Source organism: Streptomyces deserti, from assembly GCF_054782695.1.
Genome location: NZ_BAAGRZ010000012.1, coordinates 154,494 through 177,270, shown reverse-complemented (window position 1 = coordinate 177,270; position 22,777 = coordinate 154,494). Strand labels below are relative to the sequence as shown.

Here is a 22,777-nt window from a genome sequence, read left to right as displayed (position 1 = left end):
ACCACACCCGGTCGCCGACCGCCCGGCAACCACCCACTGGCCGGTCGGCGTCCAACCACCATCACATCACGTCACACAGGCCACTCAGCGCGTAGCAGCCAGGGAGGCAGCACGCGCTCACAGGGGGAAGGGACACAACTCGGTCATGGCCATAGAGCGGCACGACAACGGACAGGAGCAGGGGAAGAGCCAGGCCGAGCGGAGCCTGAAGGAAGCCCGGGACACCGCCGCCGCTCGCAACATCGGTCAGCCGCAGAGCAACTTCCACTTCCTCCGCGACGAGTGGCCCGCCCTCTACGACGAAGCCCTCCGTGCCGAGCGTCTCGCCTACGCGGACCCCCGTACCTCCTGCTTCTACGCCCGCCGTGTCCTTGAGCTGGCCGTGCACTGGATGTACGACAAGGACTCCGCGCTGCGCCCTCCGTACCAGAACGACCTGAGCGCGATGCTCAACGAGCCGAGCATGCGCAACCTGGTCGGGCCGACACTCAGCGCGAAGATGGACCTCATCCGGCGCCAGGGCAATTACGCCGTGCACCGCCCCACCCCCGTTCAGGCAAGGGACGCCGTACGGACGGTCGGCGAGCTGTTCCACGTCTTCTACTGGTTCGCCCGGACCTACGCGCCCGACCCGGCCAAGGCTCCCGCCCCCGGCGTTCAGTTCGACACCCAGCGCATTCCGCGTCCCGTACCGGCAGAGGTCAAGAAGCGCCGCCAGGCCGAGCTGAAGAAGCAGGCCGAGGAGGACCAGGCACGCTGGGACGCCCAGGCCAAGGAACTGGCCGAGGCGCGGGCGAGAGGCGAGAAACTCGCATCCGAGGTGGCCGAGCTGCGTGCCCGTATCACCGAGCTGCGCAAGGCCAACGAAGCCCGCCCCGACACCCACGACTACGACGAGGCCGCCACCCGCGACCTCTTCATCGACCTCCTCCTGAAGGAGGCGGGCTGGGATCTCACCGAGGAGCGCGACCGCGAGTTCCCTGTCGACGGTGAGCCTGGGGTGATCAGCAAGTCCGGCAAGGGCTACGTGGACTACGTGCTGTGGGGAGACGACGACCGGCCCCTGGCTGTCGTCGAGGCGAAGCGCACCCGCACGGACGCGCGTGCTGGCCGCCAGCAGGCCCAGATCTACGCCGACGTACTCGAAGCCAAGTACAACCAGCGGCCGGTGATCTTCTACACCAACGGTTACGAGACTTACCTCTGGGACGAGGGCAACGGCTACCCGCCCCGCAAGGTCCAGGGCTTCCGCACCAAGGACGAACTGCACTGGATGATCCGTCAGCGAGCCGGCCGACTCGCCCTGAAGTCGTCCAACGTCAACCAGAACATCGCGGGCCGCCCGTACCAGCTGCAGGCCATCCAGCGCGTCAGCGAGAGCTTCGAGAAGGAGAAGCGCCGCCGTGCCTTGCTGGTCATGGCCACCGGTACCGGCAAGACCCGCACCACGGTGGCCTTCGTCGAGCTGCTGCAGCGGGCTGGCTGGGCGCGTCGCGTCCTCTTCCTCGCCGACCGCCAGGCCCTCGTCACCCAGGCCGTGCGCGCGTTCAAGGAGCACCTGCCGAACAGCGTCACGGTCAACCTCCTCACGGAGAAGAAGACCGACGCCCACGTCTACGTCTCGACGTATCCGACGATGATGAACCTGGTCAACGAGATCACGGAGGACGGCCGCCGTCGCTTCGGGCCGGGCTTCTTCGACCTGGTCGTCATCGACGAGGCCCACCGCTCGGTCTACGACAAGTACGGCGAACTCTTCGAGTACTTCGACAGCTTGCTGCTGGGCCTGACGGCCACGCCCAAGGACGACGTCGACCACAACACGTACCAGCTGTTCCAGCTGGAGGACGGTGTCCCCACCGACTCCTACAGCCTGGACCAGGCTGCCGAGGACGGCTTCCTGGTGAAGCCGAACGTCGTCGACGTGCCCTTCGAGTCGCTCCGGCGCGGCTTCCGGTACGACGACCTCACCGAGGAGCAGAAGGAAGCCTGGGACAACCTGGAGTGGACCGAGGACGGTCAGATCCCCGACACGGTCTCCGCGGATGAGATCAACCGTTTCCTGTTCAACGCTCCGACCGTCGACAAGGCGCTCGAGGTTCTGATGCGGCACGGGCTGCGCGTCGAAGGCGGGGACCGGATCGGCAAGACGATCATCTTCGCCAAGAACAACAAGCACGCCCTGTTCATCGAGGAGCGCTACAACCTCCACTACCCGCAGGGCGCGGGGCACGACGCCCGTGTCATCACCTACCAGGAGAAGAACCCCCAGCAGCTCATCGACGATTTCTCGGACCCGGCCAAGGCCCCGGACATCGCCATCTCCGTCGACATGCTGGACACCGGGATCGACGTCCCCGAGGTGCTGAACCTGGTCCTGTTCAAGCCGGTGTACTCCCGTACGAAGTTTTGGCAGATGATCGGCCGCGGCACCCGCTTGTGCGAGAACATCTACGGCCCCGGCCGCCACAAGGACGGCTTCAACGTCTTCGACCTGTGCGGCAACGCCGAGTTCTTCAACCAGGATCTTGATCGTGCCCCGGCCCGGCAGGCTCCGACGCTCACCGAGAAGCTCCTTCAGCGCCAGCTCGACCTCATCCGGGCCCTGGACCGGCGTCAGGCTCCCGACCCCGCGCAGGACGCCGGTCCGGACGCCGCCGACACCGAGGCGTCCCTGCGCTGGGCCGTGGCGCATCGTCTCCACGACACCGTTCGGGGGATGAACCTCGACAACTTCCTCGTACGGCCGCACCGCCGTCATGTAGAGACGTTCGGCGGAGACTTCTCCGCCTGGCACCGCATCGACGACGACGCGGCTCACCTGCTGACCGAGGACGTCCTCGGCCTGCCGTCCGACTACTGGCCCGAGGGCGAGGACAAGGGCGAGGAGGCCAAGCGGTTCGACCTCCTCGCCTACCGCCTCCAGCTCGCCGCCCTGGAGGGTGGCTCCGACTACCCGCGACTGCGCGGTCAGATCCAGGAACTCGCCCAGGATCTCCTCGGCAAGACCAACATCCCGGTCGTCCGTGACCAAGCCCCGCTGCTGGAGGCCGTCATCGACGACGCGTGGTGGGAGAACGTGACCGTACCGATGCTGGAGCAGGTGCGACGCCGCGTACGCGGCTTGGCTCATCTCGTCGACGCGCCGGCCGCCCGGAAGATCGTGTACACGGACATAGCGGAAGAGCCCGGGGAACTGACGGAGGTCGAACTCAAGGGCCTACCCGTCGGCACGAACGAGGAACGCTTCAAGCAGAAGGCCCGCGCCTACCTCCAGAGCCACCGCGAGCAGGAAGCGGTCCGAAAGCTCCGCGAGAACGAGCAGGTCACGGCCGACGACCTCGCCACCCTGGAGGAGGTATTCCTCGCCGAGGGCATCGCCTCCGCCGAAGACCTTGAAGAGAAGCGCACGGCTGACGGCGGGCTCGGTGTGTTCCTGCGCCGGATCGGCGGCCTGGACCAGACCGCGGCGCAGGAGGCCTTCTCCGGCTTCATCGCCGACCATGACCTCTCCGCCGACCAGATCGACCTGGTCGGCCTCATGGTCCGATACGTCGCTGCGAATGGCCTGATCAGCATCCGCGACCTGTACGAGAACGCCCTTTTCAGCAGTCGCGGCCTCATCGACAGCTACTTCACCGACGACGAGATTGACGCTTTGGAGGTCGTCTTCCGAACACTGCGTGCACGCGCCGTTCCGGATGCCGGACTCGCTGCCTAAGAAGGCTCTTCCGGAGACACGAAACCGCGCGCACCAGGGAGAATGACCCCATGCCCGATCTCGACGCCCTGCGTGCCCGCTTCGTCCGCACCCTGGAAGCAGCCCGGGGCGGCCCCGGCGCCGGCCCGGACCCGGCGTCGCACCCCGACCCGACGCCGTACGCCGACAACCTGCTGGCCCGCTGGCAGGAGCCGCAGCGGCGCTACCACACGCTCACCCACCTCACGGCGGTCCTCGACCACATCGACGTCCTGGAGCGGTACGCGGCCGACCCTGACGTCGTGCGCCTGGCCGCCTGGTTCCACGACGCCGTCTACCTGCCCGACCGCTCCGAGAACGAGGAGCGCTCGGCCCGCCTCGCCGAACGCGCCCTGCCCGAGGCCGGGCTCTCCGGCGAGAAGACCGCCGAGGTGGCCCGCCTGGTCCGCCTCACCGTCACCCACGACCCGGCCGACGACGCCCCCGACGGCCAGGTCCTGTGCGACGCCGACCTGGCGATCCTCGCCTCGCCCCCGTCGTCGTACGCGGCCTACACCGCCGCCGTCCGCGAGGAGTACCACTTCGTCCCGACCGACGCGTTCCGCGCGGGACGTGCCGCCGTCCTGCGCCAACTGCTCGACCTGCCCCGGCTGTTCCACACGCCGCACGGGCGGGAGAAATGGGAGCCGACCGCGCGCTACAACATCAGGGCCGAGCTGGAATTGCTGACGTCACGCCCCCCGGCGGAGTAGCGTCGGAGGACCGCCCCTCACAGGAAGGATCACGCTCCGTGAGTGAACAGCCCGTCCAGCCGGAAGCGCCCGTCGAGCCACCGCCCATGCGGACCCTCGGCGAGGTACGGGCCGCCCTCGCCGCGGGGCTGGGCTTCCCCGGCGATCTCGCGCGCCTCGAGGCCGAACTCGCGGCCACCCTGAACCGCGTCGACTTCACAGACCTGCACGAAGTGACGGAGCTGATCGCGACCTATCGCGGCCACGTACTGACCCGCTGCGCCCCGGACTTCGAGGCGTCCCTTGCCGAAGGCGTGGAGCTGGCCCGGACCCTCAAGCGGGAGAGCCGCCGTTGAGCGAGCCCGTGGCCATCGTCGAGATCACGCATGCGGCCCGCAAGCGGCTGGACCTGCTCGGACGACCCGGCGCCGCATCAGCCGTCGAGGAACTGCGCGCAGAGCTGGAGCGGACGCCGGGCCTCGGGCGCCGCGTCCGCATTCTCGACGCGACGCGGAGGTCTGGGTGACACGCATCGAAGCCCGCGCGGACTGCCCCGCCCTGTCCGTGACGTACGTCTACCTGCCGCACCCCGCACCGCCTACCGGCGCCGTCGTGTCTGCCGTTCCGGATGACACCCGGGGCGACGATGCCTGAGCCGTCCGGCCGGTACCACACGATCCGCATATCCGCCGAGCGACTCACCCTCCACGGCCTCACCCCCGCGGCCGCGGCCGACCTGCGCGCGGGCGGAGACGGCGGCTTCACCTGGCTCACCGGCGGGCCGATCGAGGGCACCCGGGAGGGCGCGGGGATGGTGGTGAAGCAGTACGAGAGCGGGGTGTTGCGCCCCAAGTGGGGCATGTACGCGCTGGTCCGCCGCGAGGACGGCCGCGCGATCGGCGCCATGGGCTTCCACGCGGCCCCCGACGAGGACGGGCGGGTCGAGATCGGCTACGACCTCGTCGAGGGCGCCCGCGGCCGGGGCTACGCCACCGAGGCGCTGCGCGCGCTGTCGTCGTGGGCGCTGGCGCAGGACGGCGTACGGGCCGTGACCGCGGTCGTCGACCGGGCCAACGTCCCCTCACAGAAGGTCGTCACACGCGCCGGCTTCGCCCAGGTCGGCGAGGACGAGGAGCAGTTCGTCTACGAGCTGCGCGCGTCCCGGGATTGACCCCGCCCCGCCGGCGAACGCGCCCCTCCAGCTGACCGCGCCCGTGGGCTAACCGCGCCCCTCCAGCTGACCGCGCCCCTTCGGTCTGCGCAGCCCGGCCCCGTGCAGCAGCCGCACCACCTCGCGGCTGCTGACCTCCACGGCCCCGGCGCGCACCGCGTCGGCGTAGCGCTGGGCGGGGATGTCGTAGTGGTCGCGTTCGAAGGCCCGCCGGGGCACGCCGAGCCGTTCGGCGAAGGAGTGCAGTTCGTCATACGAGACGTCGCTGACCAGGTGGGACCACATCCGGCCGTGGCCGGGCCAGGTCGGCGGGTCGATGTAGATCGTCACCGGGGCCTCACGAGGGGGTCATCCCCGGGGTGGCCTCTCCCAGCGCCCCGACCGCCGCGACCTTCACGCCCGCCTTGTGGCACACCCAGTGAGGGTCGGGGCCGAGTTCGGGCTCGACGTCCAGCGCGTGCGGGTCGCCCGAGCCGCACACCGGGCACAGCGGCCAGCGGCCGTACCGCTCCAGCAGGGCGTCCTGCACGTCCTGTGCGACCAGCCCGGCGAGGTAGGCCGCGCCGTCCGGCCACTGTTCGACCCACCATCGCCGCTGGGCGACGGACTCCTCGACCAGGGACACCACATCCGCCTCGGCGACCTCGCGCGCGACCAGGTCGGCGAGCACCAGGGCGCGCGCCGCGTGCAACGCCTGCTCCAGGGGGCTGACGGGGTTGCCGATGGGATCCATGCACCCATTGTGCGCACTCTTGACCACAGCGCCGAGCCGAAAATATCTTTCAGATGTGACCCAGCATGTGAAGGAAATTTTCGCGAGTGAGCGCGGCGGCCCGGGTGGCGCGGGCGGCACACCCCCCGCGCCCGCCGCCCTCGCGGCCAAAGTCCGCACGCTGGCCCCGTCGATGACCCGTTCCATGCAGCGGGTCGCCGAGGCCGTCGCGAGCGACCCGGCCGGCTGCGCGGCCCTCACGGTCACCGGCCTCGCCGAACGCACCGGCACCAGCGAGGCGACCGTCGTACGCACCGCCCGCCTGCTCGGCTATCCAGGCTACCGCGACCTGCGCCTCGCCCTCGCCGGGCTGGCCGCCCAGCAGCAGTCGGGCCGGGCGCCGGCGATCACGACGGACATCGCGGTCGACGACCCGATCGCCGATGTGGTGGCGAAGTTGGCGTACGACGAGCAGCAGACCCTCGCCGACACCGCCGCCGGCCTCGACACAGCCCAGCTGGGCGCGGCCGTCACCGCGGTGGCCGGCGCCCGCCGCACCGACGTGTACGGCATCGGGGCGTCCGGCCTGGTCGCCCAGGACCTCACGCAGAAACTGCTGCGCATAGGGCTGATAGCCCATGCCCACAGCGATCCGCACCTCGCCGTGACGAACGCCGTGCAGCTGCGCTCGGGTGATGTGGCCATCGCCATCACGCACTCCGGGTCGACCGGCGACGTCATCGAGCCGCTGCGCGTGGCCTTCGAGCACGGGGCGACGACCGTGGCGATCACGGGGCGGCCGGACGGCCCGGTCACGCAGTACGCCGACCACGTCCTGACCACCTCCACCGCCCGGGAGAGCGAACTGCGCCCGGCCGCGATGTCGTCCCGGACCAGCCAACTGCTGGTCGTGGACTGCCTGTTCGTGGGCGTGGCGCAGCGGACGTACGACACGGCGGCACCGGCGCTGTCGGCGTCGTACGAGGCGCTGGCGCACCGGCACCGCAGCGCCGGGCGGTAGGCCGGAAGGTCGGTCGCGCAGTTCCCGCGCCCCTGGGCACGTTGTCCTGCCCCGCACTGCACCGCACTGCACTGCACCGCACCGCACCGCACTGGAAAGAAACCCGAGAGAGCGCCCCATGACCTCCACGTCCGATCCCCGTCACCTCAGAAGCGAGTTGGAGACCCTGACCACCGAGGCGTTCCGTCCCGAGCTCGCGGACATCGACCGGCTGCCCACCCTCGACATCGCCCGGCTCATGAACGGCGAGGACGCCACCGTGGCCGGTGCGGTGGCCGAGCGGCTTGAGGAGATCGCCGCCGCCATCGACGCCGTGGCGGACCGGATGGCGCGCGGCGGCCGACTGGTCTACGCGGGCGCGGGCACGGCCGGCCGGCTCGGCGTCCTGGACGCCTCCGAGTGCCCGCCGACCTTCAACACGGACCCCGCGCAGGTCGTGGGCCTCATCGCGGGCGGCCGGGACGCCATGGTCACCTCCGTCGAGGGCGCGGAGGACTCCAAGGAGCTCGCGAAGGCGGACCTGGACGCGCTGGAGCTCACGCCCGACGACACGGTGGTCGGCATCTCCGCCTCCGGCCGCACCCCGTACGCCCTCGGCGCGGTGGAGTACGCCCGCGCCCACGGCGCCCTCACGATCGGCCTGGCCTGCAACCCGGACAGCGCGCTGGCGTCCTGCGCCGACCACGGCATCGAGATCGTCGTGGGCCCGGAACTGCTGACCGGCTCCACCCGCCTGAAGGCCGGTACGGCGCAGAAGCTGGTCCTCAACATGATCTCGACGATCACGATGATCCGGCTCGGCAAGACGTACGGGAACCTCATGGTCGACGTGCGCGCCTCGAACGAGAAACTGCGCGCCCGCTCCCGCCGTATCGTCGCCCTGGCCACCGGCGCCGACGACGAGGAGATCGAACGCGCCCTGGCCGCCACCGACGGCGAGGTCAAGAACGCGATCCTGACCATCCTCGCCGACGTGGACGGCCCGACGGCCGCCCGCCTCCTGGAGCAGTCCGACGGCCACCTGCGGGCGGCACTGGTGACGGCGAGGCACTGAGCGTACACACCCGCTGGTGTGTACAGTTTGTCCATGGAGACGTACCCACTCGTGGAAGCTCGCAACCAGCTCGGTCAACTGGTCGGCCGTGTTCGGCACGGCCACGAGCACATCCTGATCAGCGAGTACGGCAAACCCGCCGCCGCCCTCATCCCCATAAGCGAACTGGAAGAGCTTCAGCGGTTGCGCGACGAGGCCGACATCGCCGAAGCGCGCGCGCGTGAAGCAGCTCCGTCCGGGCCCTCCATGCTGCACGACGAGTTCATGGCGCAATTGGAGGAAGAGGACCGCCGGGAGGCAGCTTCGTGATCTCTGCGGTGGTGTGGGAGCACCACGCCATGAACGAGTTCCGGCGCCTGCGCGTCATTGACCCGGTGGGTGCCAAGGCGACCGCGGCAGCCGTGCGCGCACTCGCCGACGATCCTCGTCCCGAGGCGGCCCGCGCACTGGGCACCTCCGGCTACTACCGACTGCACGTGGGCACTTGGCGAGTGCTCTACCGGCCGGACGGCGACACCGTCACGGTCTACGTGCTCAAGGTCGGCCGCAGCACCTGACCGCCGATCGTCACTCCGGCCCAGACCGCACAGCCTCGGCCACGGCCTGCCGGTGATCGCCGGCGGCCATGGCCGGGCACTGGATCTACGCCCTCAACCCCCGCTCCCGGTTGACCTGCCGCACACGCGCCCTCAGCTCCTCCGTCACCGGCAGCGAGCGCAGTACTTCCGCCAGGTGCTCGGCCGTCCGTACGTTGCACCGCCCCAGTTCCACCAGGGCGAACGGCTCGCTGCTCGCGCCGGTCACCGGATCGACGCCCAGCGACGGCAGCACGACACCGACTCCCGCCAGCGCGTTCCGCAGCGACTCCACGATCTCTTCGGTCGAGCGCACCTTTCCTTACCTCCACGCTGAGTTTGCGATTCACCACACAGCGTGGCCGCCCGGTGCCTAATCTGGCCATACACGGCACCCCAACAACCCCAGGTGTGCGACAGGGAGTTGCCCATGCCCGGACCCAGGGATCTCGACCCGTCCTCCTCACCTCGGGCCCTCCTGGGCGCCGAACTCCGCCACGCCCGCGAGAAGGCCGGCCTGAGCCAGGAGGAACTCGGCCAGCGGCTGTTCGTCAGCGGCTCGTTCATCGGGCAGCTGGAGGCGGGGACTCGGCGGATGCAGCCGGAGTACGCGCGGTTGCTGGATGAGGTGTTGGGGACGGGGGACTTCTTCTTGCGGAACTGTGGGGCGGCGGCGAAGTCGAAGTATCCGGAGCATTTTGCGGAGGCGGCTGAGGCGGAGACACAGGCAACGGCCATCAGGGAGTACGCATCGATGCTGATCCCCGGATTGCTCCAGACACCCGCCTACGCACGGGCCGTGAGCCGCGCTTACCTGCCGACAGCGACGGAAAAGACCATCGAGGAGCTGGTGACAGGCCGGATGGAGCGGGCCCGGATCCTGGACGATCCAACAAATCCCCTGTTGTGGACGGTGATTGACGAGGCGGCACTGCGCCGGGTGACGGGCGGGCCAGAGGTGATGGCGGAAGCTCTCCGCCACCTCATCGGCCTGATCCGCCAGAGCCGTGTCATCGTTCAGGTTCTGCCGTTCGACGCAGGAGCCCACCCCGGGATGCAGGGTTGCGTCAGGCTGATGGACTTCGAGGACGCCCCTCCCCTCGTCTATCTCGAAGGAGTGGACACCGGACGACTGGAGGACGACCCCGCCACCGTCGCGCGTTACAGGCTCTACTACGAGCTCCTCACGGCCTCGGCACTCTCGCCGGAGAAGTCCCTGGCCCTTATCGAGGCGATGGCGCAGGATTACGCCCATGAGGAACATCGTTGAGTACGACCTGGACGCGGCGACCTGGTACAAGTCCAGCTACAGCGGTGGCACCGGCGACAACTGCCTGGAAATAGCCCGCTGGCGCAAGTCGACGTACAGCCGCGGCTCTGGCGGCGACTGCCTCGAAGTAGCCGACGGCCACCCCGCCCTCGTCCCCGTCCGCGACTCCAAGAACCCCCACGGCTCGAAGCTCGTGTTCCGGGCCGGGGCCTGGGCCGCGTTCGTCGCGAACCTCAAGGACGGGGCCGCCTGAGCTTCGGGAACCGAGCTCCGAGCCCTCTTTTCAAGGAACGGGTGGGGGCCTCAACCCGCCCTCCCGCCCCGTGAGTTGACTTGACGCGTTCGGCTTGCCACACACAGTGACGGACCTCTAACGTGCCTCCATAAAGCAACAGCCCCCGCCCGGTGCTGCAACACCTGCGGGGGCTTAACCAACGAGATCGAACGGACCGATCCCATGGCTGAGGCCAACTTTAGTGCGCCCGCGCTGCCCGCGCACCCGCCCTCCCACCCGATGGCCAACCCGGGCTACGGCAAGCGCTCCGCCCCCGACCAACTCCCCCGCACCAACCACGACTTCGCCCACCTCCCGCCCCGCGAAGCCGCCATCGCCGCCTACCTGGACCGCCTCCCCGACGGCGCCGACATCTCCGTGAAGACGCTGGCCAAGCAGCTGCCGTACGGGCAATGCGCACTCCGCACCGCCCTCAACCGCCTCCAGGACGCGGGCCATCTGCGCCGGGGCCGGGAGTGCGTGACGTCGGACGACGGAAGTTCACGATGGGTCACCCGAACGTGGTTCTCCCGCACGGCACGCGACGATGACTGGTGGGCGGCCTTCACACGCGGCGACGTGGCGGAGCAGCAGGAGCCGCAGCAGGAGCGGCCCCGCGCCACCCGCTCCCGCGCCCACCTCCTCCTGGTCGCCCTCGGCCGCACCGCACCCGTCCTGTCCCTCTCCCAGGCCGACTGCGCAGCGCTCGCCCCGCTGGTCACGGAGTGGTTCGCGCGGGGCGCCTCGGAGGAGGACGTACAGCGCGCGCTCACGGCAGGGCTGCCGAGCCCCGTCCACCACCCGGCCGCCCTGGTCCGCAACCGCCTGACCAGCAAACTCCCGCCCCCACCCGCCCCGCGTCCGCCCCTGCGGGTCCTGGAGTGCGCGACCTGCGGTGCTCCGGGCCGCCCGGAGGCCCTACCAGGCGGCCGTTGCAGCGCGTGCCGAGGCGAACGCGCCCCCGCCCGCTCCAGTGCGCCGCTGCCCGCCCCCACGGTCCACGCCCGCGCGGCCGAGATCCGCGCCGCGATGTCCCAACGACGCCGAGAGAAGGAATCCGTATGACGGCTCCTACGGTCCGACGCCACCGCCCCGGGGCACGATGGGGGGAGGAGGCAACACCATGACCCCTGGCACCGCTGAACGCCCGCAGATGCCCATCGAGGACTTCGAGGAACTGGAGCGCCGGGCACCGGAGACCGTCCGGCTTGAGTACTTCAACGGAAAACTAGAGGTCAAGGCCATGCCGGACGGCAACCACACGTCGATCTTCATGTGGCTGCTGCGTCAGTGCCTACTGCAGCGCCCCGACCTGAACCTCGTGCCCGAATCCGGTGTCATGGCCGAGGCTGGTCGCAAGGGCCGAGCCCGAACGGACGGGACGCTGGCGCCGGAGGGCCACTTCAAGGGACACGGCGAGTGGTCCGACCCCGACGGTGCCCTGATGGCCGTGGAGATCACCTCCCACGACCTTGACACCGACCAACGTGACCGCATCGACAAGCCCATCGGCTACGCAGAGGCCGACATCCCCGTCTACCTCCTCATCGACCGCGACGACCACACCGTCACCGTCTTCAGCGAACCGAAGGACGGCCGCTACCAGCAGTCCTCCTCCCACCCCTGGGGCGCCACCGTCGAACTGCCCTCCCCCGTGCACATCACACTGGACACCGAAAAGCTCAAGGACTACGCCGACTGACGACAATCGAGACCATGAACCACGCCCAGCTCACCGCCCTCGGCCGTGCCCTGCGCCTCCTCGGCGAGCACGGCGAGGCCCTCACCGCCGACACGCCGGACGCCAAGCTGCACGAGGTCAAGGCGGACCTGCGGCGTGCCCTGGACCTGCTGGAGGAGAGCGTCACGACGACGGCCCCCAGTACGCGCTGCCCCGAACACCCCACCGGGCCGGTCGACGAAAGCGCCCCTGACCTGTGCCTGCTGTGCGAGACACGGCGGCGGGCGGCCCGGCGCGCCGAGTTCAACGGCCCGTCCCCACAGCCCCAGCCCACCGGACCCACCCCGTCCCGCTACGGCGTGCGCGGCGACCGCCCCCAGCCCCAGCAGCGCTGGCTGCCGGAGCTGTGGAACGGCCAGGCGTGGCAGCTGTGCGGCACCCCGCGCCGGGACCGCCGCGAGGCCGAGCTGTACATCGCCGCCCAGCGGCGCGGCCCCCGGCCCGCCATGGCGTACCGGCTCGTGCACGAGTTCACCGACTACGAGGTGCTGCGCGTGTGGGGCACGCCCGTGCGGGTCGACATCGAGCCGATGGGCAACCTGTAGGGACTCAGAGCCAGGGACCGCAGAGACTCAGAGCAGCGGGAGCTCCGGGAAGTCGTGCCCCTCCCACAGACGGCGCGAGGTCTCCTCGGGATACGCCGTGACGACCGGCTCCGCGTCCAGCACCTGCACCAGCCGCCGTTCGGTGTCGTACGCCGGCCAGCCCGGGTCGCCGCCGCGCGCGAACGCCGTCCAGGACGCCCGGAAACGGGACGACAGCGCCTCCGCCTCCGGCGACGACTCGACACCGGCGAACAACAGGGCCCCGAGGTCGGCCTGGTACGTGCCGAACAGCAGGGGGACGTCCAGGCCGTGGCAAGCGCCGAAGGCGCCGCCGTGGGCCGGGGCGGGCCAGGTCAGTTCGTAGACGTACGCGCGGCCGCCGCCCGCGATCTGTGCCTCGGCCAGGTGCAGCGACGGCATGTTGAACAGCCAGTCCGTCTGGACGCGTTCGTACAGCTCGCCCGGTGTCGCCTCCGGATACGCGGCGCGATAGGCGCGCTCCCCTTCCGGGCCGCCCGGGGCGAACAGGCGCAGGGCCGAGGCCGCCTGCTCGTCGGTGATCCGGCCGAGACGGCCGGCCATGGCGAGGAAGAGGCGGTATTCGTCCCGGTTGTGGCCGACGACCAGGTCGATGTCCCGGGCCGACCCGGACGCCAGCGCCTGCCAGGGGGTGGTGGGCAGCACCTCGCCGTCGACGACGGGAGAGAAAGGGGTCACCGTGGGCGCGACCTGCCCCCAGCGGTCCACGTACTGCCCCATCTTCGCGCTCAACGCCTGGCCGGTCGAGGTCAGTTGACGCGGGTCCACGGTAGCCAGGTCGGCGACCGTCGGCCGCAGCCCCGCCTCGGCGGCCAGGGCGGCCGCGATGTCCCGGGCCAGGGCATCGGAGAAGTACGTGCCGGGCACGCTCTGCGCGATCGCCCGCCCGAACAGCCCGGCCGCACTCGGCATGGCCATCAGCGCGGCGACCGACCCGGCGCCCGCCGACTCGCCGAAGACGGTGACCTGAGCGGGGTCGCCGCCGAACCCCTCGATGTTGTCCCGCACCCACTCCAGCGCGGCGACCTGGTCGAGCAGGGCCCGGTTGGCGGGCGCCCCGCCGATCCGGGCGAAACCCTCCACACCGACGCGGTAGTTGAAGGTGACGACGACCAGGTCACCGTCGCGGGCGATGTGCTGGGCGTCGTAGCCGGGACTGCCGGAGTGGCCGAGCTTGTAGGCGCCGCCGTAGATCCACACCATCACGGACCGGCGGGCCGCCGGGTCCGGGTCGGGTGTCCAGACGTTGACGGTCAGCCAGTCGTCGCCCTCGGGGGCGGACAGGACGGCGGTCCTGCCCGCGATGCCCAGGTCCTGCGGGGGCGGCGGGCCGAAGGCGTGGGCGTCGCGTACGCCGTCCCAGGGGGCCGCCGGCCGCGGCGCCGCGAACCTGGCCTCCCCCACCGGCGGCTCCGCGAACGGGATACCGCGGAACACCGCCAGCCCGTCCTCCCTGCGCCCGCGCACCGCACCGGCGGCGGTACGCACCACGGGCTCGGCGGCGTCGTCGGCCTTCGGCGGGCGGGACTCGGTGGTCGTCATCGCGGGCTCCTCGCTACGGGACGTCGGCGTGCCGTGCCGGTCGTGCCATCCGGCCATAGTGGGAGCCCACCATAATTGAGTGACGCAATTAAGAGGAGGCGGTTCCGGCCCGTCACCCCGTGATCCCGGACACGCCCGAGGGCGGCACCCCCTGCTTCCAGGGGGTGCCGCCCTCGGCACGGAAAGGAACGTACCGATCCCAGAGAGGATCAGAAGTCCATGTCACCGCCCGGCATGCCGCCGCCGGCCGGGGCCGCGGCCTTCTCCGGCTTGTCGGCGATGACGGCCTCGGTGGTGAGGAACAGCGCGGCGATCGACGCGGCGTTCTGCAGCGCGGAGCGCGTCACCTTGGCCGGGTCGATGATGCCTTCCTTGACCAGGTCGACGTACTCGCCGGTCGCGGCGTTCAGGCCGTGGCCCGGGGTCAGGTTGCGCACCTTCTCCACCACGACGCCGCCCTCGAGGCCGGCGTTGATCGCGATCTGCTTCAGCGGGGCCTCCAGCGCGATGCGCACGGCGTTGGCGCCGGTCGCCTCGTCACCCTCGAGCTCCAGCTTCTCGAAGACCTGGGAGGCCTGGAGCAGGGCCACGCCACCACCGGCGACGATGCCCTCCTCGACGGCCGCCTTGGCGTTGCGGACGGCGTCCTCGATGCGGTGCTTGCGCTCCTTGAGCTCGACCTCGGTGGCGGCACCGGCCTTGATGACCGCGACACCACCGGCGAGCTTGGCCAGGCGCTCCTGGAGCTTCTCGCGGTCGTAGTCCGAGTCGCTGTTCTCGATCTCGGCGCGGATCTGGTTCACGCGGCCCTGGACCTGGTCAGCCGAGCCGGCACCGTCGACGATGGTGGTCTCGTCCTTGGTGATGACCACCTTGCGGGCCTTGCCCAGCAGGTCGAGGGTGGCGTTCTCCAGCTTGAGGCCGACCTCCTCGGAGATGACCTCGCCGCCCGTGAGGATGGCGATGTCGCCGAGCATGGCCTTGCGGCGGTCGCCGAAGCCCGGGGCCTTGACGGCGACGGACTTGAAGGTGCCGCGGATCTTGTTGACGACCAGGGTCGACAGGGCCTCGCCCTCGACGTCCTCGGCGATGATCAGCAGCGGCTTGCCCGACTGCATGACCTTCTCCAGGAGCGGGAGCAGGTCCTTGACGTTGGAGATCTTGGAGTTCGCGATCAGGATGTACGGGTCGTCGAGGACGGCCTCCATACGCTCCATGTCGGTCGCGAAGTACGCCGAGATGTAGCCCTTGTCGAAGCGCATACCCTCGGTGAGCTCAAGCTCCAGACCGAAGGTCTGGGACTCCTCGACGGTGATGACGCCTTCCTTGCCGACCTTGTCCATGGCCTCGGCGATGAGCTCGCCGATCTGGGTGTCGGCGGCGGAGATTGAGGCCGTGGAGGCGATCTGCTCCTTGGTCTCGACGTCCTTCGCCTGCTCCAGCAGGGCGGCGGAGACGGCCTCGACGGCCTTCTCGATACCGCGCTTCAGGGCCATCGGGTTGGCGCCGGCGGCGACGTTGCGCAGGCCTTCCTTGACCAGCGCCTGGGCCAGGACCGTAGCGGTCGTCGTACCGTCACCGGCGACGTCGTCCGTCTTCTTCGCTACTTCCTTGACCAGCTCGGCGCCGATCTTCTCGTACGGGTCCTCGAGCTCGATCTCCTTGGCGATGGAGACGCCGTCGTTGGTGATCGTGGGCGCGCCCCACTTCTTCTCGAGGACGACGTTGCGGCCCTTGGGGCCGAGCGTCACCTTCACGGCGTCCGCGAGCTGGTTCATGCCGCGCTCGAGGCCGCGCCGCGCCTCCTCGTCGAACGCGATGATCTTGGCCATGTGAAGTGGTCCCTCCAGGACTGGGGGTGATTACTTCGGACCGCGCCCGCGCCCGCGACGGACGGCCCCGACCGGTGGTTCCTTGCCCCACCTGGCCCGTGGCCTCACCGACCCGGTCCTTACGTTGTCACTCTCACCTTCAGAGTGCTAACGCCAATGATTAGCACTCGGCATAGGTGAGTGCAAGCGGCTCTCGGTGTTCGGGCGGGGCGCTCAGCCCCGGGCGAACAGGGCGCGTCCGGCTCGGCGCCCGTCCCCGCGCAGGTCAGGTCACGCGCGGACTCCGCGCAGGCCGAAGGGCCCGTGCCCCGGGAGGCACGGGCCCTTCAGAGAAGACCGTTCGCTTGCGTTGGTCGCTGGTTCAGGCGGTGACGCGAACCATGTCGGCCTGCGGGCCCTTCTGGCCCTGCGAGATCTCGAACTCGACCCGCTGGCCCTCTTCCAGGGTGCGGTACCCGTCCATCTGGATCGCGCTGTAGTGGACGAAAACATCCGCACCACCGTCGACCGCGATGAAGCCGTACCCCTTCTCCGCGTTGAACCACTTGACGGTGCCCTGAGCCATGCCTAACTCCCCTATTACTGGCCCTTGCACAGATCCACACTTCGCGGATCCGGGTCAGACCTCACCCCCCACGGATTGGGGGCGTGCGCCGGAACGCGTCGACCGCGGCCGAATGTATCTGCCCAACTGCCGTCTGCAACAGGTCAGTCGGACGAGAATTCTGGACGTGCCCGGTCCGGAATGTGGCAAGAATTCGCCGTAATTCAGGGCAAGTCGGGCCACACAAAAGGCACATAAGCCGCGAAAGACGCCCACACTTTGGCTACATCTAGTCGGGCGTACGGCAGGAATTCAGGGTGCGCGACCAGCGGATCGGCATCGCGTTCCCCAACTGTACCGCGCTCAACCACACTGAATTGCCCCCTCCGCTTCTCTCACGGAGGGGGCAATTCGATGAACGCTCCGTCATTGTCGTTACCCATGGTAACGACGATGTTCGGTCAGCCGCCGGCCACGGCCGGAATGATGGACACTCCCGCACCCGCGGGGGTGGGCGTCTGCAGACCCTGCTCGAAGCGCACGTCGTCGTCGTTGACGTAGACGTTGACGAACCGGCGCAGCTTGCCCTGGTCGTCCAGCACCCGGGCGGCGATGCCGGTGTGGTTCTTCTCCAGGTCGGCGATGACCTCGGCGAGGGTCGCGCCCTCGGCGCTCACCTCGGCCTGGCCGCCGGTGTAGGTGCGCAGGATGGTGGGGATGCGGACGGTCACGCTCATGCGAGGCCAGCCTCTCGGAAGGAGTCCAGGGTCGGGCGGATGGTGGCGGTCAGGCCGGTGCCGGCCACCGCGTCGAGGGTCTTCAGGCCGTCGCCGGTGTTGAGGACGACCGTCGTCAGGGTCGGGTCGAGCAGCCCGTTCTCGATCAGCTTGCGCGTCACGCCCACGGTCACACCGCCGGCGGTCTCCGCGAAGATGCCCTCGGTCCGGGCCAGCAGCTTGATCGCGTCCACCACCTGCTCGTCCGTCACGTCCTCCACGGCACCGCCCGTGCGGCGCGCGATGTCCAGGACGTACGGCCCGTCGGCCGGGTTGCCGATGGCCAGGGACTTGGCGATGGTGTTCGGCTTCTGGGGGCGGACCACGTCGTGGCCGGCCTTGAAGGCGGTCGACACCGGTGAGCAGCCCTCGGCCTGCGCGCCGAAGATCTTGTACGGCTTGTCCTCGACCAGCCCGAGCTTGATCAGCTCCTGCAGGCCCTTGTCGATCTTCGTGAGCTGGGAGCCGGAGGCGATCGGGACGACGATCTGGTCGGGCAGCCGCCAGCCGAGCTGCTCGCAGATCTCGTACGTCAGGGTCTTGGAGCCCTCCGCGTAGTACGGCCGCAGGTTGACGTTGACGAAGCCCCAGCCCTCGCCCGCCGGGTCGCCGATCAGCTCGGAGCAGAAGCGGTTCACGTCGTCGTAGTTGCCCTCGATGCCGACGAGCTCGCCGCCGTAGACGGCGGCCATGACGACCTTGCCCTGCTCCAGGTCGTGCGGGATGAACACGCAGGAGCGGAAGCCGGCGCGGGCGGCGGCGGCGCCGACGGCACCGGCCAGGTTGCCGGTGGAGGAGCAGGACAGGGTGGTGAAGCCGAAGGCGCGGGCGGCCTCCAGGGCCTGGGCGACGACGCGGTCCTTGAAGGAGTGCGTCGGGTTACCGGAGTCGTCCTTCACATACAACCCGCCGGTGACGCCGAGCTCGCGGGCCAGGTTGTCGGCCTGGACGAGCTTGGTCCAGCCGGGGTTGAGGTTCGGCTTGTCGGCCACGTCGGCCGGGACCGGCAGCAGCGGCGCGTAGCGCCAGATGTTCGCGGGGCCCGCCTCGATCCGCTTGCGGAGTTCCTCGGTGTCGGCCGCCGACGTCACCCCGAACTCGTAGGCGATCTCCAGCGGGCCGAAACACTCCTCGCACGCGAAGACCGGTCCAAGGGGTACCCGGTGACCGCACTCCCGGCAGGAGAGAGCTGCGGCGGGGCCCAGGTCGACGGTCCGGGCGGTGGAGTCGGTGGTGCTTGCAACAGTCTGCACAGCCATGTGAGGCGAGGCCCTTTCTCCTCATCTTCCTCACGACGCATCTCGCCGTGAGACGGATTTGGCACCTTCCCTAGCCGGGAGCCTCGCGGAGCGATCAACACTGATCTACGAGAACCGGCTGGAGGGTTGCCGGGGCTTCATCGGGCCGTGTCCCTCTGCCCCTCTGGATGAGCTGTATGCGGTTGTTAACAGCGGCTGACCTCGGACATGCGATGGTCATCCGCGTTGTTCAAGACTGTAACCGACGGCCAGGACAGTTGAGAGAGTCGTCCGAACCGCGAGATGGATCACAGAGCGATCCTCGTGATCCGACACAGTGAGGAGCCGCAGACCGTGCTGGAAGAAGTCGAGCGCTGGCTGAGGACACGCTCCTGGTCCGTGACCGATCGCCCGCTCCACAGGATCCTGGCCGCCAAGCAGCGCACCGGCCAGACGGTCAGCGTCGTGCTGCCCGCGCTGAACGAGGAGGAGACGGTCGGCGACATCGTCGCGATCATCCGTCACGACCTCATGCAGCAGGTTCCTCTGGTCGACGAGATCGTGGTCGTCGACTCGGGGTCGACCGACCGTACCTCCGAGGTGGCCGCCGCCGCGGGCGCGACGGTGGTGCACCGCGACGAGATACTCCCGCGCATCCCGACCGTGCCCGGCAAGGGGGAGGTGCTGTGGCGGTCCCTGCTCGTCACGAGCGGGGACATCGTCTGCTTCATCGACGCCGACCTGAAGGAGTTCTCCTCCGACTTCGTCTCCGGGATCGTGGGCCCGCTGCTCACCGACCCGGACGTCGACCTGGTGAAGGGAATGTACGACCGTCCGCTCGGCGGCACCGCCGGGCAGGGCGGCCGGGTCACCGAGCTGATGGCGCGCCCGCTGCTGAACATGCACTGGCCGCAGCTGGCCGGTTTCGTGCAGCCGCTGGGCGGCGAGTACGCGGCCCGCCGCTCGCTGCTGGAGCAGCTGCCGTTCCCCGTCGGGTACGGCGTGGAGCTGGGCATGCTGGTCGACGCCCTGCACCTGGTGGGGCTGGACGCCCTCGCCCAGGTGGACGTGGGCGTGCGCAAGCACCGGCACCAGGACGGGCAGGCCCTGGGCCGGATGTCCGCCGCGATCTACCGCACCGCCCAGCTGCGGCTGGCCCGCGGCCATCTGATCCGGCCGTCGCTCACCCAGTTCGAGCGGGGCGAGGACGGTTTCGAGCCGCGCACGTACTCCGTGGACACCGAGGAGCGTCCGCCGATGGTGGACATCGCGGAGTACCAGCAGCGCAGGGCGGCGTGAGACACCCGCGTCCGGCTGTCTCGGCGATATCGGCTGTAGGTGATATCGGCCGTATACGGGGGCTCGTACGTTTGAGCGTTTCCGGGCCGGGCTAGGTTGAGGCGTATGGCTTCAACGAACGGTGCTGCGCAGGTACTGGTGGCCTCCAACCGTGGCCCGGTCTCGTACGAGGTGCGCGAGGACGGTTCGCTGCGCGCCAAACGCGGCGGCGGCGGGCTGGTGTCCGGGCTGTCGGCGATCGGTCCGGACGCGGGCGCGCTGTGGGTGTGCTCGGCGCTGTCCGACGGCGACCGGGAGGCGATCCGGCGCGGGGTCGGCGAGGACGGCGTGCGGATGCTGGACATCCCGGCCGACGTGCACGCCGACGCGTACAACGGCATCGCCAACTCGGTGCTGTGGTTCGTGCACCACATGCTGTACCAGACGCCGCTGGAGCCGGTCTTCGACGCGGAGTTCCGGCGCCAGTGGGCGTCGTACGAGCGGTACAACCGGGCCTTCGCCGAGGCGCTGGCCGAGGAGGCGGGGCAGGGTGCGGCGGTGGTGGTGCAGGACTACCACCTGACGCTGGTGCCGGGCATGCTCCGCGAGCTGCGCCCGGATGTGCGGATCGGGCACTTCTCGCACACGCCGTGGGCGCCGCCGGAGTACTTCCGGATGCTGCCCGACGACATCGCCGGGCAGGTGCTGCGCGGCATGCTGGGCGCCGACCGGCTGGGCTTCCTCACCCGCCGCTGGGCCGACGCGTTCACCGCGTGCTGCGAGCAGTTCGCGGGCGGGCTCGGCGGCACGCGGATCGGTGTGCACGGGCTGGGCGCGGACGCGGACTTCCTGCGCCGCCGCGCGCACGAGGCGGACGTCGAGGAGCGGATGGCGGCGCTGCGGGAGGAGATCGGCGAGGGCCGCAGGACGATCGTCCGGGTCGACCGGACGGAGCTGTCGAAGAACATCGTGCGCGGGCTGCTGGCCTACCGGCAGCTGCTCGACGCGCACGCCGAGTGGCGCGAGCGGGTCGTGCACGTCGCCTTCGCCTACCCCTCCCGCCAGGATCTCGCCGTCTACCGCGACTACACGGCCGAGGTGCAGCGGCTGGCGGAGGAGATCAACGAGCAGTACGGGACGCCGGGCTGGCGGCCGGTCGTCCTGCACCTGAAGGACGACTTCGCGCGCTCGCTGGCCGCGTACCGCCTGGCGGACGTGGCCCTGGTCAACCCCGTCCGGGACGGCATGAACCTCGTCGCCAAGGAGGTGCCGGTCGTCTCCGACCGGGGCTGCGCGCTGGTGCTGTCGCGGGAGGCGGGGGCGTACGCGGAGCTGGGCGAGGACGCGATCACCGTCAACCCGTACGACATCATCGGGACGGCGAAGGCACTGCACGAGGCCTTGTCGATGCCGCCGGAGGAGCGGGCGGAGCGCGCGAAGCGGCTGGCCGCGGCGGCGACCGCGCTGCCCCCGGGGCAGTGGTTCCTGGACCAGCTGGACGCGCTGAGGGGCTGAGGGCGCATGGGCCCAGGGGCGTGCGCCGGTGATCCGCGCGTGCGCCCGCGCTGTCGTGGATAGGCTCGCCGTATGGGCAGCCACACGGAATCCACGGAAGCCACGGACGAGATGGACCCCCTGCCGACGCCCGCCACGCGGGCCGGGCGGGACGGGCTCGACGCCCTCCTCGCGCGGCCGGGGAAGGCGCTGATCGGCCTCGACTTCGACGGCACGCTCGCGCCGATCGTGGCCGACCCCGAACAGGCCCGGGCGCACCCCGACGCGGTGCCCGCGCTCGCCGCGCTGGCCCCGAAGGTGGCCGCCGTCGCGGTGATCACCGGCCGCCCGGCCGGGGTCGCCGTACGACACGGCGGCTTCGCGGGCGTCCCCGGCCTGGAGCACCTCACCGTCCTCGGCCACTACGGCGCCGAACGCTGGGAGGCTGCCACCGGCGAAGTCACCGCTCCCGCCCCGCACCCCGGCGTCGCCGCCGTCCGCGCCGAACTGCCCGGGTTCCTCGATGGGATCGGGGCCTGGCAGGGCACCTGGATCGAGGAGAAGGGCCGGGCGGTGGCCGTCCACACCCGCCGGGCCGCCGACCCGCAGGCCGCGTTCGAGGCCCTGCGCGATCCCCTCACCGACCTGGCCACCCGCCACGGCCTGATCGTCGAGCCCGGCCGCATGGTCCTCGAACTGCGCCCGCCGGGCATCGACAAGGGCGTCGCCCTCCTGGACTTCGCCCGCGAGATCGGCGCCGGTTCCGTCCTCTTCGCCGGCGACGACCTCGGTGACCTCCCCGCCTTCGCCGCCGTCGACAAGCTCCGCTCCGACGGCACACCCGGCCTGCTCGTGTGCAGCGGCAGCGACGAGGTGACCGAGCTGAGGGCCCGGGCGGACGCGGTGGTGAACGGCCCGGAGGGGGTCGCGCGACTGCTGCGGGGGCTGGCGGCGCGGCTCAGCTGAGGAACTCTCAGCGTTCCGCGCGCCGTGCCTCCCGTACCCGCCGCAGGCGGTTCACCGTCACCGGGTCGAGGGCCAGGGCCCGGGGGTCGTCCAGGAGGGCGTTGAGGAGCTGGTAGTAGCGGACGGGGGCCAGGCCCAGTTCCTCGCGTATGGCCCGTTCCTTCGCGCCGGGGCCGGGGAAGCCGCGGCGTTCCAGCGCGAGGATGTCCTGTTCCCGCCGGCCGAGCCCCTCGGGCTTCTGCTCCTGCTCCATGCCAGGAACCGTAGCCCCCGC

General features: G+C 70.3%; 26 protein-coding genes, 1 pseudogene and 1 riboswitch. Of the genes and pseudogenes, 18 read left to right on the top strand and 9 right to left on the bottom strand.

The annotated features are described in order from the left end of the window. Nucleotides 1–145: 145 nt before the first annotated feature. From ACYVMZ_RS21525 to ACYVMZ_RS21500, 6 genes and pseudogenes are all read left to right on the top strand, one after another. Entirely contained in the window at nt 146–3,721 is a 3,576-nt protein-coding gene (locus tag ACYVMZ_RS21525; RefSeq protein WP_461082026.1) for a DEAD/DEAH box helicase family protein, read from the top strand. A 50-nt stretch (nt 3,722–3,771) separates the two neighbouring features. Then, nucleotides 3,772–4,452 (top strand): HD domain-containing protein, encoded by a 681-nt coding sequence (locus ACYVMZ_RS21520; RefSeq protein ID WP_461082024.1) that lies wholly within the window; start codon nt 3,772–3,774, stop codon nt 4,450–4,452. Nucleotides 4,453–4,490: 38 nt separating this feature from the next. Then, nucleotides 4,491–4,787: a hypothetical protein gene (locus ACYVMZ_RS21515; protein WP_461082022.1), complete on the top strand. Its 297-nt coding sequence runs from the start codon at nt 4,491–4,493 to the stop codon at nt 4,785–4,787. Further along, the gene (locus tag ACYVMZ_RS21510) at nt 4,784–4,957 is read left to right on the top strand and encodes a hypothetical protein (protein WP_461082020.1); all 174 of its coding nucleotides are present in this window, start codon (nt 4,784–4,786) and stop codon (nt 4,955–4,957) included. The genes ACYVMZ_RS21515 and ACYVMZ_RS21510 overlap by 4 nt, the downstream gene beginning before the upstream one ends. After that, nucleotides 4,954–5,085, top strand: coding sequence for a hypothetical protein (locus ACYVMZ_RS21505; RefSeq protein WP_461082018.1), 132 nt, complete (start codon nt 4,954–4,956; stop codon nt 5,083–5,085). Before ACYVMZ_RS21510 ends, ACYVMZ_RS21505 begins: the two co-directional genes overlap by 4 nt. 28 nt (nt 5,086–5,113) lie before the next feature. Further along, nucleotides 5,114–5,602: pseudogene (locus ACYVMZ_RS21500) on the top strand (GNAT family N-acetyltransferase); the annotation flags it as partial. A gap of 48 nt (nt 5,603–5,650) precedes the next feature. Here ACYVMZ_RS21500 and ACYVMZ_RS21495 read toward each other — a convergent pair. Continuing rightward, on the bottom strand, nt 5,651–5,932 hold the full coding sequence (locus tag ACYVMZ_RS21495) for a DUF4031 domain-containing protein (protein ID WP_461082016.1): 282 nt from the start codon (nt 5,930–5,932) through the stop codon (nt 5,651–5,653). Nucleotides 5,933–5,939: 7 nt separating this feature from the next. Continuing rightward, complete coding sequence (locus tag ACYVMZ_RS21490) at nt 5,940–6,335, bottom strand: hypothetical protein (protein ID WP_461082014.1); 396 nt, start codon at nt 6,333–6,335, stop codon at nt 5,940–5,942. A gap of 55 nt (nt 6,336–6,390) precedes the next feature. On the opposite strand from ACYVMZ_RS21490, the gene ACYVMZ_RS21485 reads away from it, so the two are divergent. From ACYVMZ_RS21485 to ACYVMZ_RS21470, 4 genes are all read left to right on the top strand, one after another. Continuing rightward, the gene (locus tag ACYVMZ_RS21485) at nt 6,391–7,335 is read left to right on the top strand and encodes a MurR/RpiR family transcriptional regulator (protein ID WP_461082012.1); all 945 of its coding nucleotides are present in this window, start codon (nt 6,391–6,393) and stop codon (nt 7,333–7,335) included. A 118-nt stretch (nt 7,336–7,453) separates the two neighbouring features. Continuing rightward, on the top strand, nt 7,454–8,389 hold the full coding sequence (gene murQ, locus ACYVMZ_RS21480; RefSeq protein WP_461082010.1) for an N-acetylmuramic acid 6-phosphate etherase: 936 nt from the start codon (nt 7,454–7,456) through the stop codon (nt 8,387–8,389). Between the two features lie 33 nt (nt 8,390–8,422). After that, nucleotides 8,423–8,698: a type II toxin-antitoxin system prevent-host-death family antitoxin gene (locus ACYVMZ_RS21475; protein WP_461082008.1), complete on the top strand. Its 276-nt coding sequence runs from the start codon at nt 8,423–8,425 to the stop codon at nt 8,696–8,698. After that, nucleotides 8,695–8,946 carry a type II toxin-antitoxin system RelE family toxin gene (locus ACYVMZ_RS21470; protein WP_461082006.1) on the top strand — a complete coding sequence of 84 codons (252 nt, stop codon included), beginning with the start codon at nt 8,695–8,697 and terminating at the stop codon, nt 8,944–8,946. The genes ACYVMZ_RS21475 and ACYVMZ_RS21470 overlap by 4 nt, the downstream gene beginning before the upstream one ends. 85 nt (nt 8,947–9,031) lie before the next feature. Here the strand turns inward: ACYVMZ_RS21470 and ACYVMZ_RS21465 are convergent, their stop codons facing one another. Continuing rightward, nucleotides 9,032–9,280 carry a hypothetical protein gene (locus ACYVMZ_RS21465; RefSeq protein ID WP_461082095.1) on the bottom strand — a complete coding sequence of 83 codons (249 nt, stop codon included), beginning with the start codon at nt 9,278–9,280 and terminating at the stop codon, nt 9,032–9,034. A 114-nt stretch (nt 9,281–9,394) separates the two neighbouring features. On the opposite strand from ACYVMZ_RS21465, the gene ACYVMZ_RS21460 reads away from it, so the two are divergent. From ACYVMZ_RS21460 to ACYVMZ_RS21440, 5 genes are all read left to right on the top strand, one after another. Next, the gene (locus ACYVMZ_RS21460; protein ID WP_461082005.1) at nt 9,395–10,234 is read left to right on the top strand and encodes a helix-turn-helix domain-containing protein; all 840 of its coding nucleotides are present in this window, start codon (nt 9,395–9,397) and stop codon (nt 10,232–10,234) included. Further along, the gene (locus ACYVMZ_RS21455; protein ID WP_461082003.1) at nt 10,218–10,487 is read left to right on the top strand and encodes a DUF397 domain-containing protein; all 270 of its coding nucleotides are present in this window, start codon (nt 10,218–10,220) and stop codon (nt 10,485–10,487) included. Before ACYVMZ_RS21460 ends, ACYVMZ_RS21455 begins: the two co-directional genes overlap by 17 nt. Before the next feature lie 204 nt (nt 10,488–10,691). Beyond that, nucleotides 10,692–11,573 (top strand): hypothetical protein, encoded by an 882-nt coding sequence (locus tag ACYVMZ_RS21450; RefSeq protein ID WP_461082001.1) that lies wholly within the window; start codon nt 10,692–10,694, stop codon nt 11,571–11,573. 58 nt (nt 11,574–11,631) lie between these two features. Further along, nucleotides 11,632–12,210, top strand: a complete 579-nt coding sequence (locus ACYVMZ_RS21445; RefSeq protein ID WP_461081999.1) for a Uma2 family endonuclease — start codon at nt 11,632–11,634, stop codon at nt 12,208–12,210. A 14-nt stretch (nt 12,211–12,224) separates the two neighbouring features. Then, the gene (locus tag ACYVMZ_RS21440) at nt 12,225–12,794 is read left to right on the top strand and encodes a hypothetical protein (RefSeq protein ID WP_461081997.1); all 570 of its coding nucleotides are present in this window, start codon (nt 12,225–12,227) and stop codon (nt 12,792–12,794) included. A 27-nt stretch (nt 12,795–12,821) separates the two neighbouring features. Here ACYVMZ_RS21440 and ACYVMZ_RS21435 read toward each other — a convergent pair whose 3' ends face one another. From ACYVMZ_RS21435 to thrC, 5 genes are all read right to left on the bottom strand, one after another. Further along, on the bottom strand, nt 12,822–14,375 hold the full coding sequence (locus ACYVMZ_RS21435) for a carboxylesterase/lipase family protein (RefSeq protein WP_461081995.1): 1,554 nt from the start codon (nt 14,373–14,375) through the stop codon (nt 12,822–12,824). A 209-nt stretch (nt 14,376–14,584) separates the two neighbouring features. After that, nucleotides 14,585–16,207, bottom strand: coding sequence for a chaperonin GroEL (gene groL / locus ACYVMZ_RS21430; protein ID WP_461081993.1), 1,623 nt, complete (start codon nt 16,205–16,207; stop codon nt 14,585–14,587). A 361-nt stretch (nt 16,208–16,568) separates the two neighbouring features. Further along, on the bottom strand, nt 16,569–16,772 hold the full coding sequence (locus ACYVMZ_RS21425) for a cold-shock protein (RefSeq protein WP_004986573.1): 204 nt from the start codon (nt 16,770–16,772) through the stop codon (nt 16,569–16,571). Between the two features lie 440 nt (nt 16,773–17,212). Continuing rightward, nucleotides 17,213–17,488, bottom strand: a complete 276-nt coding sequence (locus ACYVMZ_RS21420) for a MoaD/ThiS family protein (protein WP_461081991.1) — start codon at nt 17,486–17,488, stop codon at nt 17,213–17,215. Continuing rightward, nucleotides 17,485–18,786: a threonine synthase gene (thrC, locus tag ACYVMZ_RS21415; protein ID WP_461081989.1), complete on the bottom strand. Its 1,302-nt coding sequence runs from the start codon at nt 18,784–18,786 to the stop codon at nt 17,485–17,487. The genes ACYVMZ_RS21420 and thrC overlap by 4 nt, the downstream gene beginning before the upstream one ends. 18 nt (nt 18,787–18,804) lie before the next feature. After that, nucleotides 18,805–18,960: riboswitch (SAM riboswitch) on the bottom strand. 159 nt (nt 18,961–19,119) lie between these two features. Between thrC and ACYVMZ_RS21410 the strand changes: the two genes are divergently transcribed. From ACYVMZ_RS21410 to otsB, 3 genes are all read left to right on the top strand, one after another. Further along, nucleotides 19,120–20,064, top strand: coding sequence for a glucosyl-3-phosphoglycerate synthase (locus ACYVMZ_RS21410; RefSeq protein WP_461082093.1), 945 nt, complete (start codon nt 19,120–19,122; stop codon nt 20,062–20,064). A gap of 105 nt (nt 20,065–20,169) precedes the next feature. Continuing rightward, nucleotides 20,170–21,558, top strand: coding sequence for an alpha,alpha-trehalose-phosphate synthase (UDP-forming) (locus ACYVMZ_RS21405; protein ID WP_461081987.1), 1,389 nt, complete (start codon nt 20,170–20,172; stop codon nt 21,556–21,558). 72 nt (nt 21,559–21,630) lie between these two features. Continuing rightward, nucleotides 21,631–22,503 carry a trehalose-phosphatase gene (gene otsB / locus ACYVMZ_RS21400; protein WP_461081985.1) on the top strand — a complete coding sequence of 291 codons (873 nt, stop codon included), beginning with the start codon at nt 21,631–21,633 and terminating at the stop codon, nt 22,501–22,503. A gap of 7 nt (nt 22,504–22,510) precedes the next feature. On the opposite strand, the gene ACYVMZ_RS21395 is transcribed toward otsB, so the two are convergent. Then, nucleotides 22,511–22,756, bottom strand: coding sequence for a DUF3263 domain-containing protein (locus ACYVMZ_RS21395; RefSeq protein WP_461081983.1), 246 nt, complete (start codon nt 22,754–22,756; stop codon nt 22,511–22,513). Nucleotides 22,757–22,777 lie beyond the last annotated feature (21 nt).

Coding starts and splice junctions, on each gene's coding strand:
- ACYVMZ_RS21525 (WP_461082026.1), top strand. CDS start 146: ATGGCCATAGAGCGGCACGACAACGGACAGGAGCAGGGGAAGAGCCAG.
- ACYVMZ_RS21520 (WP_461082024.1), top strand. CDS start 3,772: ATGCCCGATCTCGACGCCCTGCGTGCCCGCTTCGTCCGCACCCTGGAA.
- ACYVMZ_RS21490 (WP_461082014.1), bottom strand. CDS start 6,335: ATGGATCCCATCGGCAACCCCGTCAGCCCCCTGGAGCAGGCGTTGCAC.
- murQ (WP_461082010.1), top strand. CDS start 7,454: ATGACCTCCACGTCCGATCCCCGTCACCTCAGAAGCGAGTTGGAGACC.
- ACYVMZ_RS21475 (WP_461082008.1), top strand. CDS start 8,423: ATGGAGACGTACCCACTCGTGGAAGCTCGCAACCAGCTCGGTCAACTG.
- ACYVMZ_RS21460 (WP_461082005.1), top strand. CDS start 9,395: ATGCCCGGACCCAGGGATCTCGACCCGTCCTCCTCACCTCGGGCCCTC.
- ACYVMZ_RS21455 (WP_461082003.1), top strand. CDS start 10,218: ATGAGGAACATCGTTGAGTACGACCTGGACGCGGCGACCTGGTACAAG.
- ACYVMZ_RS21450 (WP_461082001.1), top strand. CDS start 10,692: ATGGCTGAGGCCAACTTTAGTGCGCCCGCGCTGCCCGCGCACCCGCCC.
- ACYVMZ_RS21445 (WP_461081999.1), top strand. CDS start 11,632: ATGACCCCTGGCACCGCTGAACGCCCGCAGATGCCCATCGAGGACTTC.
- ACYVMZ_RS21440 (WP_461081997.1), top strand. CDS start 12,225: ATGAACCACGCCCAGCTCACCGCCCTCGGCCGTGCCCTGCGCCTCCTC.
- ACYVMZ_RS21435 (WP_461081995.1), bottom strand. CDS start 14,375: ATGACGACCACCGAGTCCCGCCCGCCGAAGGCCGACGACGCCGCCGAG.
- groL (WP_461081993.1), bottom strand. CDS start 16,207: ATGGCCAAGATCATCGCGTTCGACGAGGAGGCGCGGCGCGGCCTCGAG.
- ACYVMZ_RS21425 (WP_004986573.1), bottom strand. CDS start 16,772: ATGGCTCAGGGCACCGTCAAGTGGTTCAACGCGGAGAAGGGGTACGGC.
- ACYVMZ_RS21420 (WP_461081991.1), bottom strand. CDS start 17,488: ATGAGCGTGACCGTCCGCATCCCCACCATCCTGCGCACCTACACCGGC.
- thrC (WP_461081989.1), bottom strand. CDS start 18,786: ATGGCTGTGCAGACTGTTGCAAGCACCACCGACTCCACCGCCCGGACC.
- ACYVMZ_RS21405 (WP_461081987.1), top strand. CDS start 20,170: ATGGCTTCAACGAACGGTGCTGCGCAGGTACTGGTGGCCTCCAACCGT.
- otsB (WP_461081985.1), top strand. CDS start 21,631: ATGGGCAGCCACACGGAATCCACGGAAGCCACGGACGAGATGGACCCC.
- ACYVMZ_RS21395 (WP_461081983.1), bottom strand. CDS start 22,756: ATGGAGCAGGAGCAGAAGCCCGAGGGGCTCGGCCGGCGGGAACAGGAC.